Source organism: Paenibacillus xylanexedens, from assembly GCF_001908275.1.
GTDB lineage: Bacteria > Bacillota > Bacilli > Paenibacillales > Paenibacillaceae > Paenibacillus > Paenibacillus xylanexedens_A.
This window is the reverse complement of the sequence record NZ_CP018620.1, coordinates 2,852,751-2,877,040: the sequence shown is the minus strand read 5'-3', so window position 1 is coordinate 2,877,040 and position 24,290 is coordinate 2,852,751. Positions and strand designations below refer to the sequence as shown.

The following is a 24,290-nucleotide window of genomic DNA, read 5'->3' as shown; positions in this document are numbered from 1 at the left end:
ATGTGAAAAAAAGCACCTTATGTACAGGTGCTTTAAAAATAAGTAAAAATGTTTACATATGGAATGGAATTTATTCGAGATTAAGTGACACGCATCGGCGGATTTGGGCATCCACTTTTGCTAGGATTCCTGAAGTGCTTGCTCCAAATCTACAATCAGATCTTCGATATCTTCCAGACCTACAGAGAAGCGCAGCAACCCATCTGTAATGCCACGGTCACGGCGAACCTCAGCCGGCATTGCCGCATGAGACATCATCGCTGGGTAGGACAAAATACTCTCCACAGCTCCTAAGCTTACAGCAACAATAGGTAGCTTCACCCGGTTAAGAACTGCTTTTGCACGATCACCTGAACCGACGTCAAATGAAACGACAGCTCCATATCCTGTGGATTGGCGCTCATGTGCCTCACGGCCCGGATGTTCCTCCAGTCCAGGATAAAAGACAGCGGTAATATCACTGCGCTCATTAAGCCATGCCGCCAGTTTAGCTGTGCTCCGTTCACTATGAGCCATGCGAGCCCCCAAGGTTTTCATCCCGCGCATCAGAAGCCAGGATTCTTGTGCCCCGAGTACAGTTCCAAGTCCATTTTGCAACTGTTTCAGTTGTACGCCAAGTGATTCCGTGCGAGCAACCGCTAACCCTGCCAGTACATCACTGTGACCTCCAAGAAACTTCGTAGCACTATGTACGACGATGTCCACACCAAGCTCAATTGGACGCTGATAGTACGGAGTCATAAAGGTGTTATCCAGAATCGTGATCAGGTCATGTTCCTTCGACCAGTCAGTTACGGCAGCGATATCCGTAATTCGCAGTGTAGGGTTGGACGGTGTTTCCATATAAACTGCCTTGGTGTTTGGCTTGAGTGCCGCTTTTACTTCATCTATATTGGTCATGTCTACAAAGGTTGTCTCGATCTGCATACGGCTTAATATGGAAGTAAGCAAACGATACGTACCTCCATATACGTCTTCCGTTACAATCATGTGATCCCCTGCAGAGAACATCATGAACACGCTTGAGATCGCAGCCATCCCCGAAGAATAGGCAAAGCCTCGTGCGCCGCCCTCCAGCAATGTAATGTAATCTTCCAGAGCCTGACGTGTCGGATTACCGGAACGACTGTAATCATGTTGAGGCGGATTGAAGATATCAAAATGATGGAATGTTGATGCTTGGTAGATCGGTACACTGGAGGCTCCAGTCGTTTTGTCAATCTCATCGCCAAAATGGAGCAACTTGGTTTCAAATTTCAACTCGGAATTGGGCTTGTTGTTGGACTCACTCATGAGTGCACGCCTCCTTCCACTTCCTGTTGTGCAGCTGTCAGAGCATTGCCGAGATCTGCAATCAGATCATCTGCATGTTCGATGCCTACGGAGAACCGGAGCAGACGATCATCCACACCTACGGCTTCACGAATTTCAAGCGGAATATCCGCATGAGTCTGTACTGCGGGATAAGTCATAAGTGATTCAACTCCGCCGAGACTTTCGGCAAAAGCAATGAGTTGGATATGACGCAGCAACGGTTCAACATAACGTGCATCCTTCACTTTGAAAGAGAAGATACCTGTGTTACCCGTGGATTGTTTGTTCTGTATCTCATACCCCGGATGATCGGATAGACCTGGATGATACACTTCAACCACCGCTGGGTGCTCAAGCAAGTATTTGGCAATAGTAAGTGCATTGTGCTCATGACGCTCCATGCGAAGAGCCAGCGTTTTCATACCTTTCATCAACTGGTAGGAGTCACTTGGAGATAATACCGCTCCAATGGAATTATGCAGGAACGCCATCTCAGCAGATAATGCCTCACCTTTGGTAATAATTAGTCCGGCGAGCACATCATTGTGTCCGCCCAGATATTTGGTAGCGCTATGAATGATGATATCGGCACCCAGTTCAATCGGACGTTGGAAAAATGGAGTCAACAACGTGTTGTCAACAATGGTCAACAGGTTGTAACTTTTCGCCCAGGAAGCAACGGCTTCCACATCGGTGATCATCATCAGTGGATTGGTTGGTGTCTCAATAAATACAGCTTTTGTATTCGGCTGACGAACCTTCTCCAGTGCTGCAATGTCATTCGTGTCCACATAACTTGCCGTTACGCCGAAACGGGACAGAATACGTTCCAGTAGACGATAGGTTCCACCATACAGATCCAGCGATACAATCAGATGATCCCCTTGACCAAACATGGCAAAAATCGTTTGCAGCGCGGCCATTCCCGAGCTACAGGCAAACCCTGCATCACCGGACTCCAGCGCTGCAGCGGCTTCTTCCAACACTTTACGGGTTGGATTAGTCGTACGAATATAATCAAACCCCGTGCTTTGCCCAAGCTTCGGGTGGCGAAACGCAGTGGATTGATAGATCGGAAAGTTAATGGCGCCTGTTACCGGTTCATTGATGGATCCAATTTGTGCTAAGCGGCTTTCGATTTTCAACTTGTTGTTGTCTTCCATTGCTGCATCCTCCTGTAATCTCGATTAGATTTGCGGGCCAATATCGTAAGGTGTTTCTTGATACACATAGTAATTGAGCCAGTTAGAGAATAATAAGTTGGCATGAGCGCGCCAAGTAGCCGGCGGCACACGGGAAGGGTCGTCATTCGGATAATAATGTCTAGGCAATGCGATATCCAACCCTTTGGCTGCATCCCGGTCATACTCCCACTTTAATGAGAATGGGTCATACTCGGCATGTCCTGTGGCAAAAATCTGTTTGCCGTCTTTGGTAGCAACCAGGAAGATCCCCGCTTCCTCGGATTCAGCCAAAATCTCTAAATTCTCATTCTTTTCAATATCTTCGCGTCTCACTTCCGTATGACGGGAATGTGGAACGTTGAATACTTCATCAAATCCACGCAACAACGGAACATGAGGTTTATTAATGGTATGTGGGAAAACGCCAAAACACTTTTCATCAAGTGCAACCTTGGGTACGTCAAAATGATGGTATAAACCTGCCTGGGAAGCCCAACATATGTGGAGGGTTGAAGTCACATTGGTTTTGGTCCATTCGAAGATCTCCTGGATTTCATTCCAATAGTTCACGTCTTCGAAATCCATCTGTTCCACCGGGGCACCCGTAATAATCATTCCATCGAAACGGCGGTGCTCAATCTCATCGAAGGTTTTATAGAACAGATCCAAATACTCCTGAGACGTATTCTTCGACGTATGGGATTTGGGATGTACGAGAACGACATCCACCTGAATAGGCGTGTTTCCCACCAGACGAAGCAATTGTGTTTCGGTCGTTTCCTTAGTGGGCATCAGGTTTAATATAGCGATACGGAGTGGACGAATATCCTGCTGATATGCAGAAGTTTCATCCATGACGAAGATATTCTCTCCTTCAAGTACTTCTTTTGCTGGTAGAGTATCAGGTATTTTGATTGGCATGGTAAGTCTAACTCCTCCTTGTGCATAAATAGATGCAGCAACCCTGGCCTGATGTCTTCACATCAATACAGTTATAGACTGCCTTGAGCTTGTAAAAACATTGAATTGCTCTTTCATCCAACGTTACAAACAACCTCAAGTTCCTTAGCGAAAATCACTGCTGAGAAGTCGGGGCATATGACAAAGACCTTCCTCGGATTTCGAGAAAGGTCATATGTAAAAAAGATATGCGCCTCTCTCATCTCTCAGTTACAACAGTGCCACTTGACACTTAGTCGCTGCAAGAATTAGCACCGTGCGGTATACCGCCGGTTGCCGGGTTTCATCGGGCCAGTCCCTCCACCTACTCTTGATAAGATTTCGCTGTATTAGATTGTAATTTAATATGGTTCACCGTCTACTTTATTACATTAATGCCCTCACGTCAAGTTGCAGTTCGATGTCTGCTTCCCAGATCGGAACCGTTCATCATCTGTTGTCATACACTGCCTCAGGGCGCGAAATAGACACATTTTTGCGCTTGAAAGCACCTTGTACCAGCGGTATACTAAACAAGGTGTTATAAACCCTTATGTGAGAGGTGACATATTAAATGGATGGCGACCCGAGGCCTGACTGGCAGCCGAATTCCGACAAACTGCATAGAGAATTGACATCAGCATGCCGGCAGCGGGACGTGACTTCCGTTTGATTATATAGTGAACGCAGCCCTGATCTCCAGGCTCCGCTGCCGACCGGCTGATTTGTTCTTTTTGCGCCCATAATGATAATATCCGCCAAGTTGGCGGGTGCAGAAGGAGTAGATTAACGATGAAAATACGGTTGGTAAACAACGGTGTATTTATTCCGGTGGACGACATTCAGCAGGCGCTGACTCCACCAGCGGAAGGATTTTACTGGATTGATGCAGACGTAGACGATTTGGCGGTACTTCAGCCGCTGTTCTTGATGCATGATCTGGCTGTGGAAGACTGTCTTAGTGACGAAGAACAACGTCCGAAGATTGAAATTTATGAGAACCATTATTTTATTGTGATTAATAGCATCCGTTTTGATGATGAAGAGATATTTCTACGTGCGGTCAACTTATTCCTTGGCAGACATTTCATTATTAGTGTTACAAAGCACAAGATCAGCGAATTGCGCACACTGAAACCCATCCTGTGGGAACAGGAAATCAGTACACCGGATCGTCTGCTGTATTTGCTGGTTGACTTGATTGTTGATAATTATTTCACCGTAGGTGACCGAATTGAAGCACGGATCGAGAAGCTTGAGGAAGACATTCTGATGCACACCAAAAAGTCACATCTGAATGAAATCATTGGGCTGCGCAGTGAGATTCTGTGGCTGAAGAAAGTGCTCGGACCTCAGAAAGAGGTCATTAACACCCTGAACAAAAAAGATCTGCGTCTCATCGATGATCAACTGCAAAAGTATTTCAGTGACATCTATGAGAATGCTGTAAAAATATCTGAAACCTTTGAGACTTATCGCGACCTGATGGGCAACTTGCGAGAAGCCTACCAATCCAGTATTGCGAACCGGGCGAATGAGATCATGCGTGTATTTACCGCCATTACCACGGTCTTCATGCCGCTGACGGTCATTACCGGTATATACGGCATGAACTTTACGAATATGCCAGAGCTTAACTGGAAATACAGCTATTTTGTTGTGATTGGCCTGATGGTTACCCTGGGCCTGAGCATGTTCTTCATTTTCCGCAAGAAAGACTGGGTATGAACTCTTACGAAATAACAAAGACGAAGCGCTTCTCCGGGAGAAACGCCTCGTCTTTTTTTCATTTCTGATCATTAACCAACATTCTTCTCTGTCTCTGCGTGCCGACGGAAGCGGATTCGAATCATGCGCAGTCTTTCATAGACCTGCTCCAGACTTCCTCCATCGGGTTTCTCTCCTCCATACACCTTATGTAATACTGGCTTCAGGAACGTATCTCCCAGCTCCTCATACGCACTCCATACGGCCTCTTGTTCGTTCTCTGGCATCACTGCCAGCTCCACATCAAGAAGACAATCGGTGTCATAACCTTCTTGATCCAGTGCCTCTAACAGCTCAACCAACTCGCGTCGGGATAATCCGGATCGATTAACAATCTCCTCTAACGTATACCCTTCCTTCATGCCTTCAAGCACCTGCTTACGCGTGGTGAACTTATCAAGTTCCTGCTTGTACTTCTGCTCTCTCTGCTTGTATAACCAACTCTCATACTCTTCTTCCTTCAGCGCCGTGTATACCCAGTCCAGCGGGAATGTCGTTGAACGCTCCAGCCCGTTTGTAATCTCCATCCATTCCGTACCATACTCAGTCGCTTTGCTCTCTCCTACGCCCGGCAGTTGCATCAGTTCATCCAGCGATTGCGGAACAAAGGCACTGATCAAACGCAGCAGACGATTCGTTGCAATAAAATACGGTGCCTTCCGGTCAGACACAGCTCTCTTCCTGCGCCATGTGCACAGATCCGTATATAATTGCTCATTGCCGTACAACTCACTGTAACAATGGAGTCGCTGTCCACCATAACTGCGTGATTTCAGATCATCATTCTCATGAAATAATCCCTGCAACTGCGGTCGGTACCCCTCACTCATCTGTATGGCAAGCTGATGACGGTAAATATGAAGCAGCTCCTCCCAAGAAGTCCCTTCATACCAGATGCTATCCTCACGCTCTCCTTCCTCGTAGCGACTCCATCCCAGCTGCCAACTATCTTCCTCTTCCCCAATCCATAACTGTGCATACTCTGCATTCTGATCTGACATTCTGGACAATCTGTTCATGAAAATGACTTCCATTTTCGTTCCCTCCCTTTGAATATTCAGCTTATACGAGTTAGAGATACTACCTATAGGCAGCACAAAAAAACACCCCTCCTGCAAAATCCATGCAAGAGAGGTGCTTCCTCATTAACCGTACTATGCTGTTGCCCATATCATACCACAATGGTAAAATTCGTCAATCCCTTTATAATCTACTTATTCAATGCCAATTTGGCAAGCGCCAGCGAACCACACAGCCCTGCATTGTCGCCAAGTCCTGGTGAAACAACATACTGGTCAATGTCGGATTGAAGCGCCGGATGCTGAACGTATCCAGCCAGCAACTCCTGCAGTTTGCTACGAACCATCGGGAACAGGTGCTCCTGCTTCATTACTCCGCCACCCATGACGATTTTCTGCGGAGAGAGAATGAGAACATAATTCATCAGTGCATGTGCCAGGTAATGTGCTTCGATCTCCCAAGCTTTATGATCTGCAGGCAGTTCATAAGCCGGTTGCTCCCAACGTTTGTTAATGGCTGGGCCAGCTGCAAGGCCTTCAAGGCAGTCACCATGATACGGACAGAAACCCTCGTATGTATCCTCTGGATGTCTGCGTACAATGATATGTCCCATCTCTGGATGTGACAATCCATGGACCATTTTACCGCCAACCACAGCACCTGCACCAATACCTGTACCCACAGTGATATACAGACAGCTCTCAAGACCTTGTGCAGCGCCCCAGGTTGCTTCTCCAAGTGCCGCACCATTCACATCCGTATCAAATGTCATCGGTACATCAAAATGCTCCTTGAGCTTGCCAATCACGTTATACTGTCCCCAATGTGGTTTTGGTGTTGTTGTGATATAACCATATGTTGGGCTTCCTTCAATCGGATCAATCGGACCAAATGAACCTACACCCAGAGCTTCAATGCCTTTGCCTTCAAAAAACGAAATCACTTGAGCCATGGTCTCTTCCGGTGTTGTTGTTGGAAAACTTACGCGTTCCAGAACTTCTCCGTTTTCTGTGCCAATACCACATACAAATTTGGTTCCGCCTGCTTCAATTGCGCCTAAGATCGTCATGTTAGTCACACTCCCAAGTTAGTTTAAAAAGGAATTCGAATTGCTTTACTTGATGACACGATAATTACCCTGCTACTTGTTCTCCAGCTTGGACAATCGTTTCATTAACGTTTGCCTCCAGCTGTCTGACAGCGCAGGAATGGCCAGCAACGCCTGAATACCATCGACATTTTCTTTCCCCTGATGCATGATTCGATTGGCTTCAAGAACCGTCATTGAGGCTGGATCGGTGCTGATCCGTCGAAATATCGATGAAGGCCTTACCTCACCTTCTTGCAGTACACGAAAGTAAAAGCCGGTATATCCACTCTCCTGAAAATAAACAGGCAGCTCCTTATAATCATACCTCGCACCCAGCTTGAAGCAAGGTTGTCTGGGCTGACTGACCTGCACTGTGGCTTCGCCCAACTCGTACACATCACCAATCCGTACGTCTTCTTCGGCACAGCCTTCAACCGTCAGATTTTCTCCACAAGCTCCCCAATCCAGCTTGCGATCCATCAGTTGTTCCAGCGCCGGATAACGACTGTAATCGTATACACAAACGGCTTTGTCAGGGCCGCCATGATGCACCAGATCCGCCTGCGCGTCCCCTGTCATTCCAGTGAATGACAGGAAAACCGCGTCGGATACAGGATGTTTCACAATGCCGCTCAGCACTTCACGCTTCTGCCCAGGGAGCGGCTGCGGCAGTCCTACATTAATGGCCAGAACAGCTGTATTGCCCTCCCCTGGCTTTCGATCAGATGTGAGTGTCATTTGCGTCATACCTCCCATAATCACTTTCTTTTAACGCACAGAGCCGCCAAATACAAGCGTATTACTCAAAATCCGACCTGGAGAAGTCAGCATTTTGCCCCCGGCATACATGCCTGAGGATGCACCACCATCCAGATTCATGGCCTGTTTGGCACCAAGCTTCTGCATCACCGCTGCCCACTCCTTGATTGTTGCTCCGGAAACGGTAGCCAGCATAACAGAACCGTCTGCCATGATCGCAATACCACTTCTGGCTCCGGAAGCATTAAGAATCTTGGCATCCTTGAAACCTTCGCTCGTCGGATTGACAGCTACCTTGCCGTCTTTCACCAGACGGGGTCCTGCTCCCACAGCAGTCACTACATCTTGCCAAGGAATCTCTTTGCCTGCTGCGTTCGTATACTTATAATTCATTTCTACGGTCGAACCAACGGTGAAACGATCCGAAGAAGACTTCTGGTTACCTGTGAAGACCAGTACCGAGCCATTCTTAGGAATCGCTACATTTGTATTGGGCACTTTTTTGGTCACAATACCTTTCTCCATGACAACCGCAGTGCCACCTTTGAACCCAACTGTGGCACCTCGTTCAGGCGTATACAGCATCGTAATGCTTGCGTTCGCTGAAGGTGTTCGATTAATAAAGGTTGCATACCAACTCCGTGATTTACCTTTTGTATCCGTTACTTTACCTGTCAAACTCACCTGAAGTGAATCCATGATCGCCGAGCCGTCTTCCTTAAATCCGATGGATGTTCCGTATCTTCCAATATGTATGACCTTACCATTTGCTATTAACATACCGTATGGATCTGGTGCTCCGTTATATGCTTCAAAAAATGCTCCGTTAATGGCTGCTTGTGCACCATAGGCTTTCACAATCGATGGCAATGTTGCCGTCTGGCCAACTTGCTTCTTCGCGAGTCCCACGGTAACCGGTGTTCCCTTTGGAATCGAAACGGTCTGTACGGTAAAATTACGTCCTGCTGCTTTTACTTTCTGTACTTTGGTGCTAATTGCTGCTTTGGCATCCACTGTCTGTGGTGCACTTACTGCTCCCGAAAGAATTACGGGCAAGGCCAGGACGAGGGCCATAGCCCCTGTCCACCACTTTTTCCCTGTTCGTACGTTCTTCATGTTGCTCACCCTATTGCCACTCCCATCCAAGAGCCAAGGCTCTTCATCTCAAGTTGTTCAAACTTGTCCATCACCATATCCGGATCAAGACGCAATTCACAGATATCCAGCGCACAGGCAACCGGAACAGCACAATGAATCTCTGCCAGTTTGCGGGACAGATGAAGCATATCCAGATCATTCTCAATCTTGTTACGCACCGAAGGGGTCAGTTTATCCATGTTACTCAAAATCCCTTCAATGGATCCGTATTCCTGTACAAGCTTCAACGCTGTTTTCTCACCAATTCCCCGTACTCCGGGATAATTGTCGCTGGCATCTCCCATCAGACCCTTCATGTCAATCACTTGACGAGGTGTCAGTTGTTTCTCTGCCATGAGCGTTTCAGGATTATACACCATGTAGTTGCCATGGCCTTTTTTCATAATAATGATACTTGTGCGGTCATTGATCAGTTGCAACATGTCGTGGTCACCCGTCAGTACCATAACATTCATATCTGTCTCTTCGGTATAATACTTCGCAAGCGTCCCGATACAATCGTCGGCTTCGAATCCTTGTGCACCTATATTCGGAATACCCAGGCTATCCATCACTTCACGAATCAGGGCAAACTGGGGAATCAGGTCATCCGGAGCTTCGGCCCGGTTGCCTTTGTAGGCTGCATATTCTTCACCGCGGAACGTCTTACCACCCATATCCCAACAACATACGACATGACTTGGCCCAAAAGTCTGAACCGCATCCCAGAAATAACGGATAAATCCGTAGACTGCGTTGGTAGGCAATCCTGCCTTTGTACGTCTGATATATCCGCTTGCAGATGTCGCATAAAAAGCACGGAACAACACCGCCATACCGTCTACCAGCAACAAAGTAGGTTCATTACGTTGATTCACTTGAATTTGTTCTCTCCTGTCCTGATTCTATAGAAATTAAACTAAAGTATATTTACACTTACCATTCCGATGACAGAACAACCTTCTGATCGCTGTTATCCCCAGATTTTTTTGATTCCCTTTTCCAAAGGGAAAATCCGGGGATAGCATATGCTTCCGAAGTAGCTTTCTTTCAGAAAGCTTTTATGCGAACGCTCCGCTTCTTCAGGTTATTTCTGTCCTCTCCATTTTCGTGTAAATGTTTAGTTCAATTTCTATAGCAAATAAAATATCGAACTAATTCTATCATTATAGCATAGTTCCGCCAACCATCGATCAGCCAAAAAAGCCCTGAATTTTGAACAATTTAAGGCTGATATTCAGCGCGTTTATGCGTTATTCCATTCCTGCTCGTACTTTTCTTCCTTGAACCCAACCGTCACCTTTTCTCCATTCGTAACGATTGGACGTTTGATCAGACGACCATTGGAAGCCAATAAACGAATCTGTTCATCAGCTGACATTCCCGGAAGTTTGTCCTTCAGTTGTTGTTCTTTGTACACTTCCCCGCTCGTATTAAAGAACTTTTTCACTTCCAGTCCACTCTTTTGGATGAGTTCTGTTAGTTCAGATTCTGACGGCGGTGAGTCAAAAATAGGGATTAACTCCAGCTCATGTCCTTGAGCTTCAAGCCATTTTACAGCTTTGCGGCATGTGCCGCATTTGGCATATTGATATACTTTTAAGTTACTCATTGATTTGCCTCCTAGTGTGTGGCTCCGGTTTCGACTTCTCGCTTCCCTTGGTTTGCTTCGCAAATCCAAAAGTCGCTCCAAATCGATACCATCGCCATGCAACTTTACTGACTTTTGCGAATGAGCTCAAAACACATTCGCTATATTTTTTGGATCAAGACCTTAAAACTTTAAGGACTAAAGAGTCTACAACCATAATGATTAGCCTACGGCATGTTGTTCAGGTGCATTAAGTCCCCTCACATGGAATAGCCCACCAGCGTTGACCTCAACCAAGGCTTGCCGTACAGAAAGCTACGACACCTACTACACAGAGGGCGTATCTAAGGAAATCTAAGAGTCCCGTCGCAGCTTCCTACAGTTCTTCTCTGGGAGCTGCCTCATCATTCAAACGCTGCTCCAACGCGGCCATATCTGCTGGAAAAGGAGCTTGGAACGTTATGCGTTCCTGTAGAATTGGGTGTTCGAACGTCAGCTCACAAGCGTGTAATGCCTGGCGTTCGATCCAGCTGTCCCGTTCTTCTCGAACAGCCATGGTCTGCTCATCGATCTCATGCACAGGTAGTGTCTTGTACATTCGATCACCTATCAACGGGCATCCGATAGAAGTCATATGTACCCTGATCTGATGGGTTCTGCCACTTTCCAGCTTGAGGCTTATCGCACTGGCGTTGCCCCCTGACCAACGTGTTAAGGTTGTGTACAACGTTCTTGCAGCGTAACCATCAGGTGTTACGACTCGACGGTGTGGCTCTTCAGGATCGCGGTCAATCGGTCCGTCCACCGAACCTTGTTCCGGGACAGGGCTTCCGTGCACAAGTGCAATATATTTCTTATCCACTGTTCCAGCGATCATCTGTTCAGACACATGCTGATGCACATAAGGGTTCTTGGCTATTGCGAGCACACCGGACGTTTCCTGATCAAGTCGATGAATCGGTCTGAACCGGAAGCGTTCACCCTTGGTTTTCCAGTAATGAACAACGCCATTTGCCAAAGTACCCGTGTAATGTCCATGCGTCGGATGAACGATGATGCCCGCATCCTTGTTGACAATAAGCAAGTGCTCATCTTCATACAGAACGGTAAAGGGAATAGGCTCAGGCAAAATATCATCCGATTCCTCTTGCTCCATCCGAACTTCAACGACATCACCTGCAGCTACCTTGACGCTAATATACACGCGCTCTCCATTTAACATGACACCTTGTTCGGTCATCTTAATTTTGGACAAAAGCTTACGCGACACCAGCAGCCGGCGCTGAAGCACGGTCTTCAGCAGCCAGCCATCTTCTTGTTCGGTCACCGTGTAGACAATCGGCGAATAATATTGGCTCATTCTTTGCGGCGGAATACTTTTTTGCTCCGCACATATTCAATATCCGCCACCTGTTGTCTCGCGTTGGCCGTCCGTGCAACCACGAAGAAATAATCAGACAGTCGGTTTAGATACCGTCGTACAGACGGGTTAATGTCCGTATGTTGTCCCAATGTTACCGTGCGACGCTCTGCGCGACGACATACAGTACGGCACACATGAAGAGCAGAAGACAGCTGACTGCCACCAGGAATAATGAATCGTTCCACTTTTGGATTCTCTGCATCATACTGGTCGATCCATTGTTCCAGACGTGTGACCATTTCATCTCTCACCTTATATTTGGTCTCACTAATCTTCACAAAGGCCAGATCCGACCCACAATCAAACAGTTCCTGCTGAACTTCCAGCAGATGTTCACGCAGATCTTCAAATTCCCCTTGAGCCGAGTCAATAAGGCTGATCGCCTGGCCTACAAAACAGTTCAACTCATCAATCGTACCATAAGCCTCAACTCGGTCATCATCCTTGATGACGCGTCCACCGATGACCGAAGTCTGTCCTTCGTCACCTGTTCGTGTATATATGCCCATCGTTATCCCTCCAATTGGTAATATAATAATGAATACGGGAATGCATTTTTTCAGAAACCCCTCTATCGCTTTACACGTATATAAGAATTGGTGTGCTCTGCAGAGTATACGACAAATCGAAGGAAACCAAAAGTAAAGGAGACGATTATGCAAAACTGGATAACCGATTTCATGGAACAATACGGCTACATAGGCATTGCACTCATTATTGCTCTTGAGAACGTATTTCCCCCGATTCCATCCGAAATCATCTTGCCGTTTGGCGGATTCATGACCACCTATACCAGTCTCACTATTCCAGGAGTTATTATCGCTGCAACCATTGGTTCTGTCCTTGGTGCTGTGATCCTGTATGGCATTGGTCTACTCATTGACGTCGAACGCCTTGAGAAAATTGTGGAACGCTGGGGACATGTTCTGCGCATCAAAAAAGAGGATATTCACCGTGTCGATGCATGGTTTGACAAATATGGCATGTGGACCGTATTATTCTGCCGAATGGTTCCCCTCGTCCGTAGCCTTATCTCTATTCCCGCAGGCATGTCCAATATGAAATTTGGTTTATTCCTTCTCTTTACAACCATTGGTACATTGATCTGGAATGTCATTCTAGTCTGCGTTGGTGCTGCGCTTGGCGCATCATGGGAGAGCATTTTGCACTTTATGGACGTCTATTCCATTGTAGTGTATGTCATTCTGGCCATCATTGTCATCGGATGTATCATCTGGTGGATCAGACGTAGCAAAAAGCAGAAATAAAAAGAATAGCTTAATAAATAAAGCCTCCTCGCCACCAATTCGTGGTTAAGGAGGCTTCTTTATATCACCCGTTTATGTCATCTCACTATCGTTCATCTTCATTTCGCATGCCCTGACTTTTAAGATCGATAGCCAGACCAGATACCAGCAAGTACATCTTTTCAGCATGTATCTGCAGCATCCGATTAACCGAAGCCATTCTCGCTGTAAATATTCGTTCTTCTTCGGTAGGATGCAATGTGCCATGCATTTCATTGGTAATCACAAGCAACTTCCCCTGATAAGACAATAATGCATCAAGCAAAAGCTGTGTCTCTGAACGCTGATGATCCAGATCCTCTGTTGCCCTGAAACCGGCAGCCATCCAGGAGGTCAGACTGTCTACAATTACAATTCGCTGATCCGCCAAAAACAGATTGGATTCCCGATTAATCTGGGTGATCACCTCTGTCAGATGCTGACCGTTCCCGGCATGAATGGCACGATAATGAGCGGATGGCAATTCGGGAATAACGGGATCATGATCACCGGTGGATAAATATACACCCTCCCGGCTAATCCCGGCTGCGTACTTGAGGGCAAACCGGGTTTTACCACTACCTATGCCGCCTGTGACCGTAATCAGCAATCCGCTTCCCTCCTTCCATAGCCATTCTGAATTTTCTTTACTCTGTCAGCGCCTTCAGCACTTTTTTGGATTCTTCGACATTGGAAGATGACACTGGAATGGTTGCGAACAAATTGCTCGCAGCATATTCTACATCTTTAAACATTTTCATATCTTCGAGCGGAATGCCGTAAAGATGTGATTCTTGCTTGAGATCTGAACCTCCATCTCCTTCACCCTTCTCTACCAATACTCCACCCTCAAATACACCCCGTTCAAACTTCTTGGGATCAAAAGTATCATCCAGCGGAACATTGGAGCCATTACTTCCGTATTGTTTCATGTCGGACTCAGGTAAAATGAAAATATCATGTCCTCCAGCCGCATATTCTACCATAATTTTCTGAACATCATACATTGCACTGGTAATCACTTCCACCTTGGGTTCCTCACCCAGTTTCTGTTGCAGATTGGCCTGTAACTGTTCTGAGATTACAGATGGATTTCCTTGGTTATCAATGATGAATATGGAAAAACCATCTTTACCTCCACAACCAGCAAGCAGAAAAACGATAGAAATGATTGCAGTAAGCCCCCAAAATCTCTTCATTCCAGTTCCCCCTTTAGTCTCCTATGTCCAATATATCACAATTGTTCCACGCAAAAAAATAACCTGGCTTATCGGGGGATCACCTTGCCTTTACACACAAAAAAGAAGACCCTCTCAGGTCTCCCTTTCTAATTCGATTAATGAAACGTTTCAATCCAGCATAAACGTTATTTTGCTTTAATCGGGTTGGCCTTCATATATTCATTAATCTTTAAATCCAGCAAACTGCTGATTTCAATTACAATATCGGATGTGAATGATTTCTCTTCGAGGAAGATCTGTTCCATCTTGCGACGAAGCATATGAATTTCATCTTCCAAGGAAATGTCATGCAAAGATGCGTTATCGGGTTTCACCGACCATCGGTCGCCATGATCGCCTTCTGCCAGATAGTGCCCACGATTCGTCGGTAAATCATATTCAACACAAAACAAAGCTAACCCCTCCTTGGAAAAATGGTTTCCAAATATATGAAAACTTATTTCAAATTTGAATTATATCACATTATTTTGTAAAAGAAAGTTATTTTTTTCCAATAATAACAATATCACATTTTAAAAAGATTCTACTTTAGTATTAACCCTCTTTTTGCAGTTTGTAAACAAAGTTTCCGATTCGTTCCAAAGCTTCATTTAATTGGGTTACAGAAGTAGCATAAGAACAACGCAAGAAGCCTTCACCCTGAGGACCAAAAACATTCCCCGGAACAGCAGCTACTTTATTTTCTGTTAACAATCGCTCAGCAAACAGGTCGGAACTCATACCCGTCTTTTGAATGCTCGGGAATGCATAGAATGCTCCCTGAGGTTCATGACAATCAAGTCCAATATCTCTGAATCCCTGCACAATTAAACGTCTACGCTGATTATACGATTCTACCATCCGATCCTTCTCACCCAAACCATTCGTCAACGCCTCAAGTGCAGCAACCTGACCCATGGCCGGCGCACACATTACCGTATACTGATGGATTTTGAGCATGGCTGCAATAAGCTCAGGATGACCACACATGTAACCGATCCTCCAGCCTGTCATTGCAAAAGCCTTCGAAAATCCGCTTACGAGAATGGTCCGCTCCTTCATGTCAGGGATAGCTGCAAAGCTAACATGTTTTTGCGTATACGTCAATTCAGCGTAAATTTCATCCGCGATCACAATCAGATCATGCTTTTTAATCACTTCAGCAATAGGCAGCCACTCTTCATACGTCATGATGGCTCCAGTGGGATTACTCGGATAACACAGAATAACCACTTTTGACTTCGGCGTGATTCCTGCCTCAAGCGCTTCAGCTGTTAACTTGAACTGATCTTTCGCGTAGGTTTCAACACCAACCGGTATACCGCCACCGATTGAAGCGATTGGTGAATACGCCACGTACGAAGGTTCAGGAATGAGAATCTCGTCGCCAGGTACGATTAATGCGCGCAAAGCCAAGTCAATCGCTTCACTGCCACCCACGGTAACAATAATCTCATCCTTGGGATCGTATTTGGTATCAAACTGAGTATCCAGATATTCACTGATGGCTTCTCTCAACTTCGGCATACCTGCGTTGGATGTGTAGCTGGTCATACCTCTTTCCAGCGAGTATACACAAGCTTCACGCATATGCCAAGGGGTAACAAAATCAGGTTCACCCACACCCAATGTGATAATATCCTTGTTGTCTCCAACCAGATCAAAGAATTTACGAATTCCGGATGGAGGTATCTGCTGCACGAGGGGTGCCAGATAAGATGTCATTTTCTTGTTGTTCCCGGTTGTCTGTTCATTCACTATCATGACACATCTTCCTTTACGGCGAGATCATGAGACGGTTGTCTTCCTGATGGTCTTCAAAGATAATCCCGTCCTGCTTATATTTTTTAAGAATAAAATTCGTTTTGGTTGAAAGTACAGAGTCTATCGGAGACAGTTTCTCCGACACAAAATTAGCGACTTCACGCAGGTTGCCACCTTCCACTTCAACGAGCAGATCGTATGCACCGGACATGAGATATACGGACTTCACTTGCGGATAGAGATAAATGCGTTCGGCAATCCCTTCAAAACCACGACCACGCTCCGGCGTGATCTGCACCTCAATCAGGGCCGTTACTTTTTCATCATCTATTTTGCTCCAGTTCACGACGGTTGCGTATTTCACGATGACGTGGTCTTGTTCTAGCTGTGCCACGGCGTTCTTGATCTTGTCTTCCGACTCCCCCAGCAGCGTCGACAGCAGTGCGGGAGTCCTTCTCGCGTCTTCCTTCAACAGATCCAGAACTTTTAATTGCAGATCGTTCAAATCTTTCATGGTTTTCCCTCCAGCGTCATCCAGGTTCCTGAAAATGAATTAATACTTATATTACATGAATTTGACGTTGATGCATAGACAAAAGACCGCCTGCCCTGAATTCAGGCAAGCGGTGGTATGGTCCTGGATAGTTAGGTGCTTCAAACCTCTTTTACATAGGTTACATGTAATAAGGGTTACCGTAATTCGGTTGATGCTGAGGCACATTAGGAGCTTGGCTATATGAACTGTTCTGCGTATTCTTTTCCTGAATGAATTGCTGACACTTTTGTTGGGTCTGGTGGGCGGACTGAATTTGCTTGTCCACATCCTGACGAAGTGCCTTGGACGAGACAGAATACATGTTGTTTTGCTGCATCAGATTGAACAGTTCCCCTTGTAATCTTAGGGTATCGTTTGTCAGGTCTGTGAACATTCGACGAGTCATGGGGCAGGAAGCTTCCGTTGTCGCAGTCGTATATTCGCGCGAGGTTCGTCTTAAATCTGCAAGAATCGACTTCAGCAGATCCTGCTCCTGCATAAAAGCGCCATTAGATGATAAAGATTGAGAATACATGCGTTTTCCTCCTATACAGTTAGAGTTGTCTTCAATTACTGACTTGCGCCGGTGCAAGAGACTGATGTTGCTGCAGTGCATTGACAAGCGTGTTCAGATGCTGTTCATGTGAGCGAACATAGTGATTCAGTGCTTGTTGAATTTGTGGATTATGTGTGATGGAAGCTGTGGCTGCACACTGCTTAATCAGCAGTTCTTCATTGGTGATAGAGTCCGCAATGTAGTTCAATTCTTTGGGACTCAGCGCTTGCATAGTATGATTCTGCATGTTTCGATGGCCTCCTCGGCATAAAGTTTATGCGCAATTATTGTTAACCCGGTCACACAAAAGTATACAAATTTAAATTATAAAGGAGATGTTTCTAATGGATCTGGTCTATGGCACACCTTTCTGGCCCTCCACTTTCAATTCAACATTTAATTATTCTGCTCTGCAAGAAGACATCTCTTGTGACTGCCTCATCATTGGTGGGGGCATGGGGGGCGCATTGACATCTAAACTACTCACGGAACACGGTGTTAACACTGTTGTGATTGATAAGCGAGACATTGCCCACGGCAGCAGTTCTGCCAATACAGGTCTTTTACAATACACCAATGACAAAACACTAACCTCATGTATCCACACTTTTGGTGAAGCAATAGGCGTACGTTTTTATGAGCTTTGTCGTGAAGCCATGAAACAACTTGCTCAAATTGCAGACAGCCTGGATACAGACCCTTGGTTTATCCCACGAACAAGTCTTTGTTTTGCAAGCAGTGAAGATGATGTGGCCCTATTGGAGGAAGAATATCAGACCTTGAAGCGTTATGGTTTTGAAGCTGAACTGTGGGATGCCGACAAAATAAGCCAGCATTTCCCCTTCAGCAAACCCGCTGCACTGTACACCATGGGAGATGCAGAAGTGAACCCCTATCGTTTTGTTCATGCCTTGTTTGAATCCGCCAATAAGCGTGGCGCTCGAATCTATGGTCAGACGGAGATGATACACTGTGAATACGATGAAGATGGTGTAGTCTGCCACACTGCCAACGGTAAAATCCGTGCCAAGAAGGTCATATTTGCTGCCGGTTACGAGACACAGGACATCAAAAAGGATCGCGGAGCCTATCTGAAAACGACCTACGCGATTGCTACCAAACCGTTGTCTGATCTTAGTGAATGGTTTGAACACAGCATGATTTGGGAGACAGCTCGCCCATATTTGTATATGCGAACAACACCGGACGGAAGAATCATCGCAGGCGGTTTGGATGAAGAAACACCTCGAGAGGATCAACGTGAAATACGTTCAAAACACCGGGGAGATACACTACTGGAAGAGGTCCGTTCCTATTTCCCTTTAGATGATCTTGAAGTCGATTATGCCTGGGGCGCTGTGTTTGGTAATACGAATGATGGCCTCCCCCTGATCGGCACACATCCGGATTATCCGCATTCATATTTTGTAGAAGGGTATGGAGGTAACGGAACCGTATACAGCATGATTGCTGCTTCCTTAATTGTGGATGCTATTACTGGCAAACAAAACCCTGATATGGATCTGTTCTCTCTCACACGTACAAGTAAACCATCTCCTGTATAACATCAAAATAAATCAATACAAACAGGGTACAGCACACGGAAAGTTCTCTTTCCCGCCGCTGTACCCTGTTTATATATTGGGAAGCCTGCTAAGCCAAGGGCTCTTGCCCTTCCGTTCGGTTCAATAACTTGCGCATAAAGATCCATCCAATTAGCGGAGACGCACCAAGGACAATAATAAGCCAGGTCAACATGCGTAGAGACGGAGCATTTAAGACCGTCACAATAAATATGGCCAACCCACATAGTCTGCCAAGCATCAGGCATAACTCTCTCAAAACGACAAGTTCAACCCTTTTCTCCACATTTTCGCCACTTGTGCCCATCATGTCGAATCCCGCTGATATCATCGGTAATACATATAACGGCATCGCAACAGCACTCCCAATCCCCATGATTAACAGCGTACCATAGGTCACTTTCCAGAGAAGAGGAAGAAGCACAACGAGCAGAATGAGGGCTCCGATGAACATGCCTTTTGATCTATACTGTGGTTTAAACCATTTCCCGGCTGCCCAATAACTTACTAGAGCCACAGCAGAAGTGATGAGTGAGAACTGCCCCAATTTGTACTCCTGTGCGGTAGCCAAATATACAAGCAGTGCAATCAGGAAGGCAAAGACACCTTCACGTGCACCCTGAGCGAATAAACCCAAGCCTAAGGTCCTCCAGGGACTATCCCGCTTGGATAGCTGTATCCAAGGTTCTGACCAGCGGTATGTACCGCTCACCTTTCTTTTTTTCAGAAAAAAACTAAAAACTACCGCTATGACATAAATAACGAGTGATACCGTAAAGATGAGCCGATATCCCGTGTTGTCTGTCATGCGAGTAATAATCAGACCGGAGAACCATGGACCTATAATTCCTGTCATCGAACCAAGTAACCCGACCCAGCCATTGAATAAATCCCTGTTTTCCCGATCCGTTATTTCAAAATACACAACATTAAATGCAATCCAGAATAACCCCAGGGAACAACCCAGTAGTATACCCAGAGGCCATATCCAGTCTACAGCTTTGGAACCAGCCCAGAGGACTATCATATAAAATATGCCGGACAGCGCAGTACCTAGTCGTAGTGCACTCATTTTATTGTGTTCCTTGACCCATTTGCCAGCAAGCCAGAATGTCAGTCCAATGGCCAGTTGCTGGCTGAGAGTGAACCACCCCAACATGGCATAATCCGGACGGCTTTTCCACAGAAACACATTCAAAAAGGTTCCCGACAGCGCTCCGGCTAACGCAAACAATCCATTCACGCCCAAAAGCAGAATGGATTGTCGGCCTAAAGTAATCTTCATCTGCTCCTCCTTCATCCACCTGAAGTGAACTGTGTACAGGTAGTCTTAGGGTTAACGTGCCCCAAGCAAGAGGAAAACATGATGAATCTTTAGGATTGCTATGAAATTGGTTAGAATCTCCGAAATGTTTATTCCGGCGTACTCAGGTTCTTGATCAGACGCAGACGATCTTCCTCAGACAGACTGTATTGAACTTGGAAACATCCAGAGCACACATAGGTTAGCACCTTGAATGGTGTTGACAATAGTGACCCTACACCCGAAGCAGCGTTAGCAACTGGTGTGAAGTTATCCTGCGTTGCAGCTTGTGTACCTGCGAGAATCATGAATTCCCGGCAATTCGGGCACTCTGGTACTTCTTCCTGATGATCAAGTTGCTTCTGTACACCTTGTTCATACTGAATGAGATCATTACCTTCATCCGCGTATTTGGTTAACGTTCGCAACTCCGGCAATTTAAGTTCGACTTCATCCCCCCACAGATCAGAAAGATCCGTAGTCTGTTTCTCGTTCGTTACATCGTCTACATCATAGATGTCGTCCTCAGCTTCATCGTTCTCTTCATCATCGATGTTAATGTTGAGCGTTCGGTATCCTTTTAACTCATTGTGGCAATAAGGACACTCTTCTTCAGGACCGAGCTCCTCATCCCATACAATCTCCGTCTGACACCAAGGGCATACTGTTGTTTCCATATTGATCAACCTTTCTCTTTCATATAATCATGTATTCATTACATAGATGACACCGATGGCAAAAAACACGATCGATGCCGCAAACAGAATCCGTATCAATATCTTCATGACCGGTCCCCCTAGATAATGCTCGCGCCAATTACAAACGACAGCGAGACTGAAATAATCATGGATATCAATCCGACAGCTCGGTTATCCGATTCGATCTCCTTATCAATGGAGAACACGGGTGTCAGGAATTCGAACAAAAAGTAGGCAATGAGCAGAAGGATAAACCCTACGAATGACCACGTCATGGCTTCATATACCGAAGATTTCGCTTGTATGCAGAACCGCAATACGTTGCAGATCCCGAAGATCTTACCTCCTGTAGCCATCGCAACGGCCACATTGCCCTTCTTGATCTCCGTCCAGCATTTATACTTGGTCACCAGTTCGAAGCAAGCCAGAAATACAAGCAGCTCCATAATCGCTACCGAGAAAAAACCGAGTACCATCCCCAAGGGATGAGACAGCAATTGGTCAATGCTTTCTATCACGCACCGTTCCCCTCTCCCCATCTGCGACCTTCATGAATAAGGTCGCAGAATATCATTGATTCATGGACCGGCTATTCCAATTCTGCGACGGTCACACCGTTCCCGCCTTCTCCGTAATTGCCCAGCCGGTAGCTTTTTATATGTTTATGCTTACGCAGGTAATCCTGAATACCGGAACGTAAAATTCCTGTACCTTTACCGTGAATAATATAAACTTGGCCCAGGTTGGCAAGGAAAGCTTCATCAATGAACCGATCTGTCTCCATCAGGGCTTCTTCCAGGTTGGTACCACGCAGATCCAATTCACTTTTCACATTGTCATCACGTGTACGTTTCATACCCGTTACCGGTTTTTGTTTCGGTTTGGCTGCGGGAGCCGATTGCTGCAGTTCCAGGTCATCCAGGGATACTTTCATTTTCATAATCCCCAGTTGTACCATAGCGTCTTTGCTGCCCGCCATCTCTACAACATGGCCTTTTTGATTCAAACTGTAGACAAGCACTTCATCACCAGGACCGATAGCACGAGTCTTCGGCGCTGTTGCCGTCTTCTTGACCGTTTTTCTGCGTTTCTCCGGTTCAGCCTCGTCCAGCTGTTTACGGGCAGCAATGAGTTTGTGCTCCTTCACAGAAGCACCTTCTTCCATAGCCAACAGGCGAAGATCTGCTATAATCTTCTCCGCTTCCGCGCGAGCCTTGTCCACAATGCTGCGTGCATCTTCTTCTGCTTTTTCAATCCGGCGATCACGCTGCTGCTCCAGCTTCTCCAGTTCGGTCTGATGACGACTGCGTAATTTCTCCATATCCTGGCGCAAGCTCTCGGCCTTCTCACGCTCTTGTTCAGCCGTAAGACGGTTCTCTTCAAGAGAAGCAATCATGTGCTCAATCCGTTGATCCTCTTCCTTCACTTCGCCACGGGCGTAGTCGAGAATGTAACCCGGCAGTCCCAGTCGCTCTGCAATGGCAAATGCATTACTTCGTCCAGGTACACCCACCAGAAGGCGATAGGTTGGACTCAGTGTGTTGATGTCAAATTCCATGCTGGCATTAATGACACCTTTACGCTCATATGCGTATGCTTTCAGTTCACTATAGTGAGTGGTTGCAACCATGCGACATCCCGTCCGGTGCATATGCTCCAGCATGGAGATCGCCAGTGCGGAACCTTCAGCCGGATCTGTCCCTGCGCCAAGTTCATCGAGTAATACCAAACTTTTTGGTGTCATGTTTTTCAGAATGCGAATGATGTTGGTCATATGACTGGAGAAAGTACTCAGATTCTGCTCAATACTCTGCTCGTCCCCAATGTCTGCATAGATCGCATCAAATACACATAACTGACTGCCATCCTCAGCCGGAACAAATAAACCGGACATGGCCATCAGGCTCAGCAATCCAATTGTTTTGAGCGTTACCGTTTTACCACCCGTATTGGGACCTGTCACGATAATGGATGTGTAATCATTGCCCAACTCTATGTCGATTGGAACCACGTTTTCAATTGGAATCAGTGGATGACGGCCTTTCTTGAGCTTCAGGAACCCGCGGTCATTCATGCGAGGCAATGTTGCTTTCAGTTCACGAGCCAGACGTGCTTTGGCAAAGATAAAATCAAGTGATCCCAGCAAGTCGACATCATACAACAGCCACTCTCCCTGCTCACTGACAAGTGCCGTCAATTTCTGCAAAATAATTTCTATTTCGCGTTCTTCCCGAATCCGGGTTTCACGTAATTTGTTGTTCATTGCAACAATGGATTCCGGCTCAATGAACAATGTCGCACCCGAACCGGATTGATCGTGCACAATCCCACCAAAGTACGAACGATATTCAGCTTTCACCGGGATAACAAAACGGTCTCCTCTGATGGTGATGAGCTGATCCTGAAGCATCTTGGATACGGTAGAGGATCGAATCATGGAATCCAGTTTTTCGCGAATCCGCGCTTCTCCGCCTCGCAGCTCACGACGAATCTGCGCCAACGTAACGCTTGCACTGTCGGCAACCTCTGCATTATCGTCAATACAGATTTTGATGGCATCCTCAAGCGTTTTTTGCTCTGACAGTTGATCACTGATATAGAACAATGATTCGATGGGCTCATCTTCATGCAAAGTACCAATTTGACGTTTCAATCGCCGCGCCGCAAAGGTTGTATTGGATATTCCCAAAAGTTCGTGAGGGTTAAGTGTGCCTCCAATTTCAGCACGTTTGATGGAAGCCGTAATATCTACAATTCCCCCAAACGACGGTGAACCTTTCAGACGATCAAATGTGAAGGCTTCATCGGTTTGCTGCAGCAACCGCTTCACTTCTTCAAGTTCACTGCTTGGTTCAAGTTGCTCCGCTTTCTTTTTTCCCATGGTTGTCTGGGCAAAGCTAAGCAATGTATTTAAAATTTTGCGATATTCCAGTGTGTGTAAAATTTTCGTGTCCAAGTGTACAACTCCTTCCAAACTATATCTGTATTATAACGAAAGAAACTTTCTTACGCTATTTAACGAATCCTTCCACACATAACTTCAACCATAGCACCACAAACTACAGGTGTCAGGATTGTGCAACCTCTCCATCCCCTTGGAGTTGCCCTGCTCAGTTCAATC

General features: G+C 46.1%; 25 protein-coding genes and 1 riboswitch. Of the genes, 3 read left to right on the top strand and 22 right to left on the bottom strand.

What is annotated here, in order from left to right; genetic code table 11:
- Nucleotides 1-120 precede the first annotated feature (120 nt).
- From BS614_RS12910 to metA, 3 genes are read right to left on the bottom strand one after another with little or no spacing between them, the layout of a single operon-like run.
- Nucleotides 121-1,293, bottom strand: coding sequence for a trans-sulfuration enzyme family protein (locus tag BS614_RS12910; RefSeq protein WP_074094311.1), 1,173 nt, complete (start codon nucleotides 1,291-1,293; stop codon nucleotides 121-123).
- Complete coding sequence (locus tag BS614_RS12905) at nucleotides 1,290-2,477, bottom strand: PLP-dependent transferase (RefSeq protein WP_074094310.1); 1,188 nt, start codon at nucleotides 2,475-2,477, stop codon at nucleotides 1,290-1,292. The genes BS614_RS12910 and BS614_RS12905 overlap by 4 nt, the downstream gene beginning before the upstream one ends.
- A 24-nt stretch (nucleotides 2,478-2,501) precedes the next feature.
- The gene (metA, locus tag BS614_RS12900) at nucleotides 2,502-3,419 is read right to left on the bottom strand and encodes a homoserine O-acetyltransferase MetA (RefSeq protein WP_036610071.1); all 918 of its coding nucleotides are present in this window, start codon (nucleotides 3,417-3,419) and stop codon (nucleotides 2,502-2,504) included.
- Between the two features lie 235 nt (nucleotides 3,420-3,654).
- A riboswitch (SAM riboswitch) is annotated at nucleotides 3,655-3,778 on the bottom strand.
- 451 nt (nucleotides 3,779-4,229) lie between these two features.
- On the opposite strand from metA, the gene corA reads away from it, so the two are divergent.
- The gene (gene corA / locus BS614_RS12895; RefSeq protein ID WP_074094309.1) at nucleotides 4,230-5,165 is read left to right on the top strand and encodes a magnesium/cobalt transporter CorA; all 936 of its coding nucleotides are present in this window, start codon (nucleotides 4,230-4,232) and stop codon (nucleotides 5,163-5,165) included.
- Nucleotides 5,166-5,236: 71 nt separating this feature from the next.
- On the opposite strand, the gene BS614_RS12890 is transcribed toward corA, so the two are convergent.
- The 8 genes from BS614_RS12890 to BS614_RS12855 form a co-directional block, all read right to left on the bottom strand.
- Complete coding sequence (locus BS614_RS12890; RefSeq protein WP_074094308.1) at nucleotides 5,237-6,238, bottom strand: HRDC domain-containing protein; 1,002 nt, start codon at nucleotides 6,236-6,238, stop codon at nucleotides 5,237-5,239.
- A gap of 176 nt (nucleotides 6,239-6,414) precedes the next feature.
- A complete protein-coding gene (locus BS614_RS12885) occupies nucleotides 6,415-7,293 on the bottom strand; it encodes an ROK family protein (RefSeq protein WP_047842269.1) in 879 nt (292 codons plus the stop codon).
- Nucleotides 7,294-7,365: 72 nt separating this feature from the next.
- On the bottom strand, nucleotides 7,366-8,052 hold the full coding sequence (locus BS614_RS12880; protein WP_074094307.1) for an MOSC domain-containing protein: 687 nt from the start codon (nucleotides 8,050-8,052) through the stop codon (nucleotides 7,366-7,368).
- 30 nt (nucleotides 8,053-8,082) lie between these two features.
- Nucleotides 8,083-9,189, bottom strand: coding sequence for a phosphodiester glycosidase family protein (locus BS614_RS12875; protein ID WP_342351891.1), 1,107 nt, complete (start codon nucleotides 9,187-9,189; stop codon nucleotides 8,083-8,085).
- A 5-nt stretch (nucleotides 9,190-9,194) separates the two neighbouring features.
- A complete protein-coding gene (locus BS614_RS12870; protein ID WP_017689620.1) occupies nucleotides 9,195-10,088 on the bottom strand; it encodes a 5'-3' exonuclease in 894 nt (297 codons plus the stop codon).
- A gap of 368 nt (nucleotides 10,089-10,456) precedes the next feature.
- Nucleotides 10,457-10,822 (bottom strand): arsenate reductase family protein, encoded by a 366-nt coding sequence (locus BS614_RS12865; RefSeq protein ID WP_074094305.1) that lies wholly within the window; start codon nucleotides 10,820-10,822, stop codon nucleotides 10,457-10,459.
- Nucleotides 10,823-11,177: 355 nt separating this feature from the next.
- Nucleotides 11,178-12,161 carry an RluA family pseudouridine synthase gene (locus BS614_RS12860; protein WP_074094304.1) on the bottom strand — a complete coding sequence of 328 codons (984 nt, stop codon included), beginning with the start codon at nucleotides 12,159-12,161 and terminating at the stop codon, nucleotides 11,178-11,180.
- Complete coding sequence (locus BS614_RS12855; protein WP_036610088.1) at nucleotides 12,158-12,733, bottom strand: cob(I)yrinic acid a,c-diamide adenosyltransferase; 576 nt, start codon at nucleotides 12,731-12,733, stop codon at nucleotides 12,158-12,160. Before BS614_RS12855 ends, BS614_RS12860 begins: the two co-directional genes overlap by 4 nt.
- A 147-nt stretch (nucleotides 12,734-12,880) precedes the next feature.
- Here BS614_RS12855 and BS614_RS12850 point away from each other — a divergent pair, with 147 nt between their 5' ends.
- The gene (locus BS614_RS12850) at nucleotides 12,881-13,492 is read left to right on the top strand and encodes a DedA family protein (RefSeq protein ID WP_074094303.1); all 612 of its coding nucleotides are present in this window, start codon (nucleotides 12,881-12,883) and stop codon (nucleotides 13,490-13,492) included.
- An 85-nt stretch (nucleotides 13,493-13,577) separates the two neighbouring features.
- On the opposite strand, the gene BS614_RS12845 is transcribed toward BS614_RS12850, so the two are convergent.
- From BS614_RS12845 to BS614_RS12815, 7 genes are all read right to left on the bottom strand, one after another.
- A complete protein-coding gene (locus BS614_RS12845; RefSeq protein WP_017689625.1) occupies nucleotides 13,578-14,120 on the bottom strand; it encodes a bifunctional adenosylcobinamide kinase/adenosylcobinamide-phosphate guanylyltransferase in 543 nt (180 codons plus the stop codon).
- Nucleotides 14,121-14,157: 37 nt separating this feature from the next.
- Nucleotides 14,158-14,709, bottom strand: coding sequence for a type 2 periplasmic-binding domain-containing protein (locus BS614_RS12840; RefSeq protein WP_017689626.1), 552 nt, complete (start codon nucleotides 14,707-14,709; stop codon nucleotides 14,158-14,160).
- 167 nt (nucleotides 14,710-14,876) lie between these two features.
- Complete coding sequence (locus BS614_RS12835; RefSeq protein WP_179198508.1) at nucleotides 14,877-15,098, bottom strand: aspartyl-phosphate phosphatase Spo0E family protein; 222 nt, start codon at nucleotides 15,096-15,098, stop codon at nucleotides 14,877-14,879.
- A gap of 187 nt (nucleotides 15,099-15,285) precedes the next feature.
- Nucleotides 15,286-16,494, bottom strand: coding sequence for an aminotransferase class I/II-fold pyridoxal phosphate-dependent enzyme (locus BS614_RS12830; RefSeq protein WP_036610094.1), 1,209 nt, complete (start codon nucleotides 16,492-16,494; stop codon nucleotides 15,286-15,288).
- 13 nt (nucleotides 16,495-16,507) lie between these two features.
- Nucleotides 16,508-17,008, bottom strand: a complete 501-nt coding sequence (locus BS614_RS12825) for an Lrp/AsnC family transcriptional regulator (protein ID WP_024628343.1) — start codon at nucleotides 17,006-17,008, stop codon at nucleotides 16,508-16,510.
- A gap of 160 nt (nucleotides 17,009-17,168) precedes the next feature.
- Complete coding sequence (locus BS614_RS12820) at nucleotides 17,169-17,564, bottom strand: spore coat protein (protein ID WP_062833450.1); 396 nt, start codon at nucleotides 17,562-17,564, stop codon at nucleotides 17,169-17,171.
- Between the two features lie 31 nt (nucleotides 17,565-17,595).
- Nucleotides 17,596-17,832 (bottom strand): hypothetical protein, encoded by a 237-nt coding sequence (locus tag BS614_RS12815; RefSeq protein ID WP_036610100.1) that lies wholly within the window; start codon nucleotides 17,830-17,832, stop codon nucleotides 17,596-17,598.
- Nucleotides 17,833-17,929: 97 nt separating this feature from the next.
- Here BS614_RS12815 and BS614_RS12810 point away from each other — a divergent pair, with 97 nt between their 5' ends.
- Nucleotides 17,930-19,150 carry an NAD(P)/FAD-dependent oxidoreductase gene (locus BS614_RS12810; RefSeq protein WP_074094302.1) on the top strand — a complete coding sequence of 407 codons (1,221 nt, stop codon included), beginning with the start codon at nucleotides 17,930-17,932 and terminating at the stop codon, nucleotides 19,148-19,150.
- Between the two features lie 88 nt (nucleotides 19,151-19,238).
- Here BS614_RS12810 and BS614_RS12805 read toward each other — a convergent pair whose 3' ends face one another.
- The 4 genes from BS614_RS12805 to BS614_RS12790 form a co-directional block, all read right to left on the bottom strand.
- On the bottom strand, nucleotides 19,239-20,453 hold the full coding sequence (locus BS614_RS12805) for an MFS transporter (protein ID WP_074094301.1): 1,215 nt from the start codon (nucleotides 20,451-20,453) through the stop codon (nucleotides 19,239-19,241).
- Nucleotides 20,454-20,581: 128 nt separating this feature from the next.
- Nucleotides 20,582-21,148, bottom strand: a complete 567-nt coding sequence (locus BS614_RS12800) for a hypothetical protein (RefSeq protein ID WP_074094300.1) — start codon at nucleotides 21,146-21,148, stop codon at nucleotides 20,582-20,584.
- 119 nt (nucleotides 21,149-21,267) lie between these two features.
- On the bottom strand, nucleotides 21,268-21,708 hold the full coding sequence (locus BS614_RS12795) for a DUF350 domain-containing protein (protein WP_082219034.1): 441 nt from the start codon (nucleotides 21,706-21,708) through the stop codon (nucleotides 21,268-21,270).
- Between the two features lie 50 nt (nucleotides 21,709-21,758).
- On the bottom strand, nucleotides 21,759-24,125 hold the full coding sequence (locus tag BS614_RS12790) for an endonuclease MutS2 (RefSeq protein ID WP_047842259.1): 2,367 nt from the start codon (nucleotides 24,123-24,125) through the stop codon (nucleotides 21,759-21,761).
- Nucleotides 24,126-24,290 lie beyond the last annotated feature (165 nt).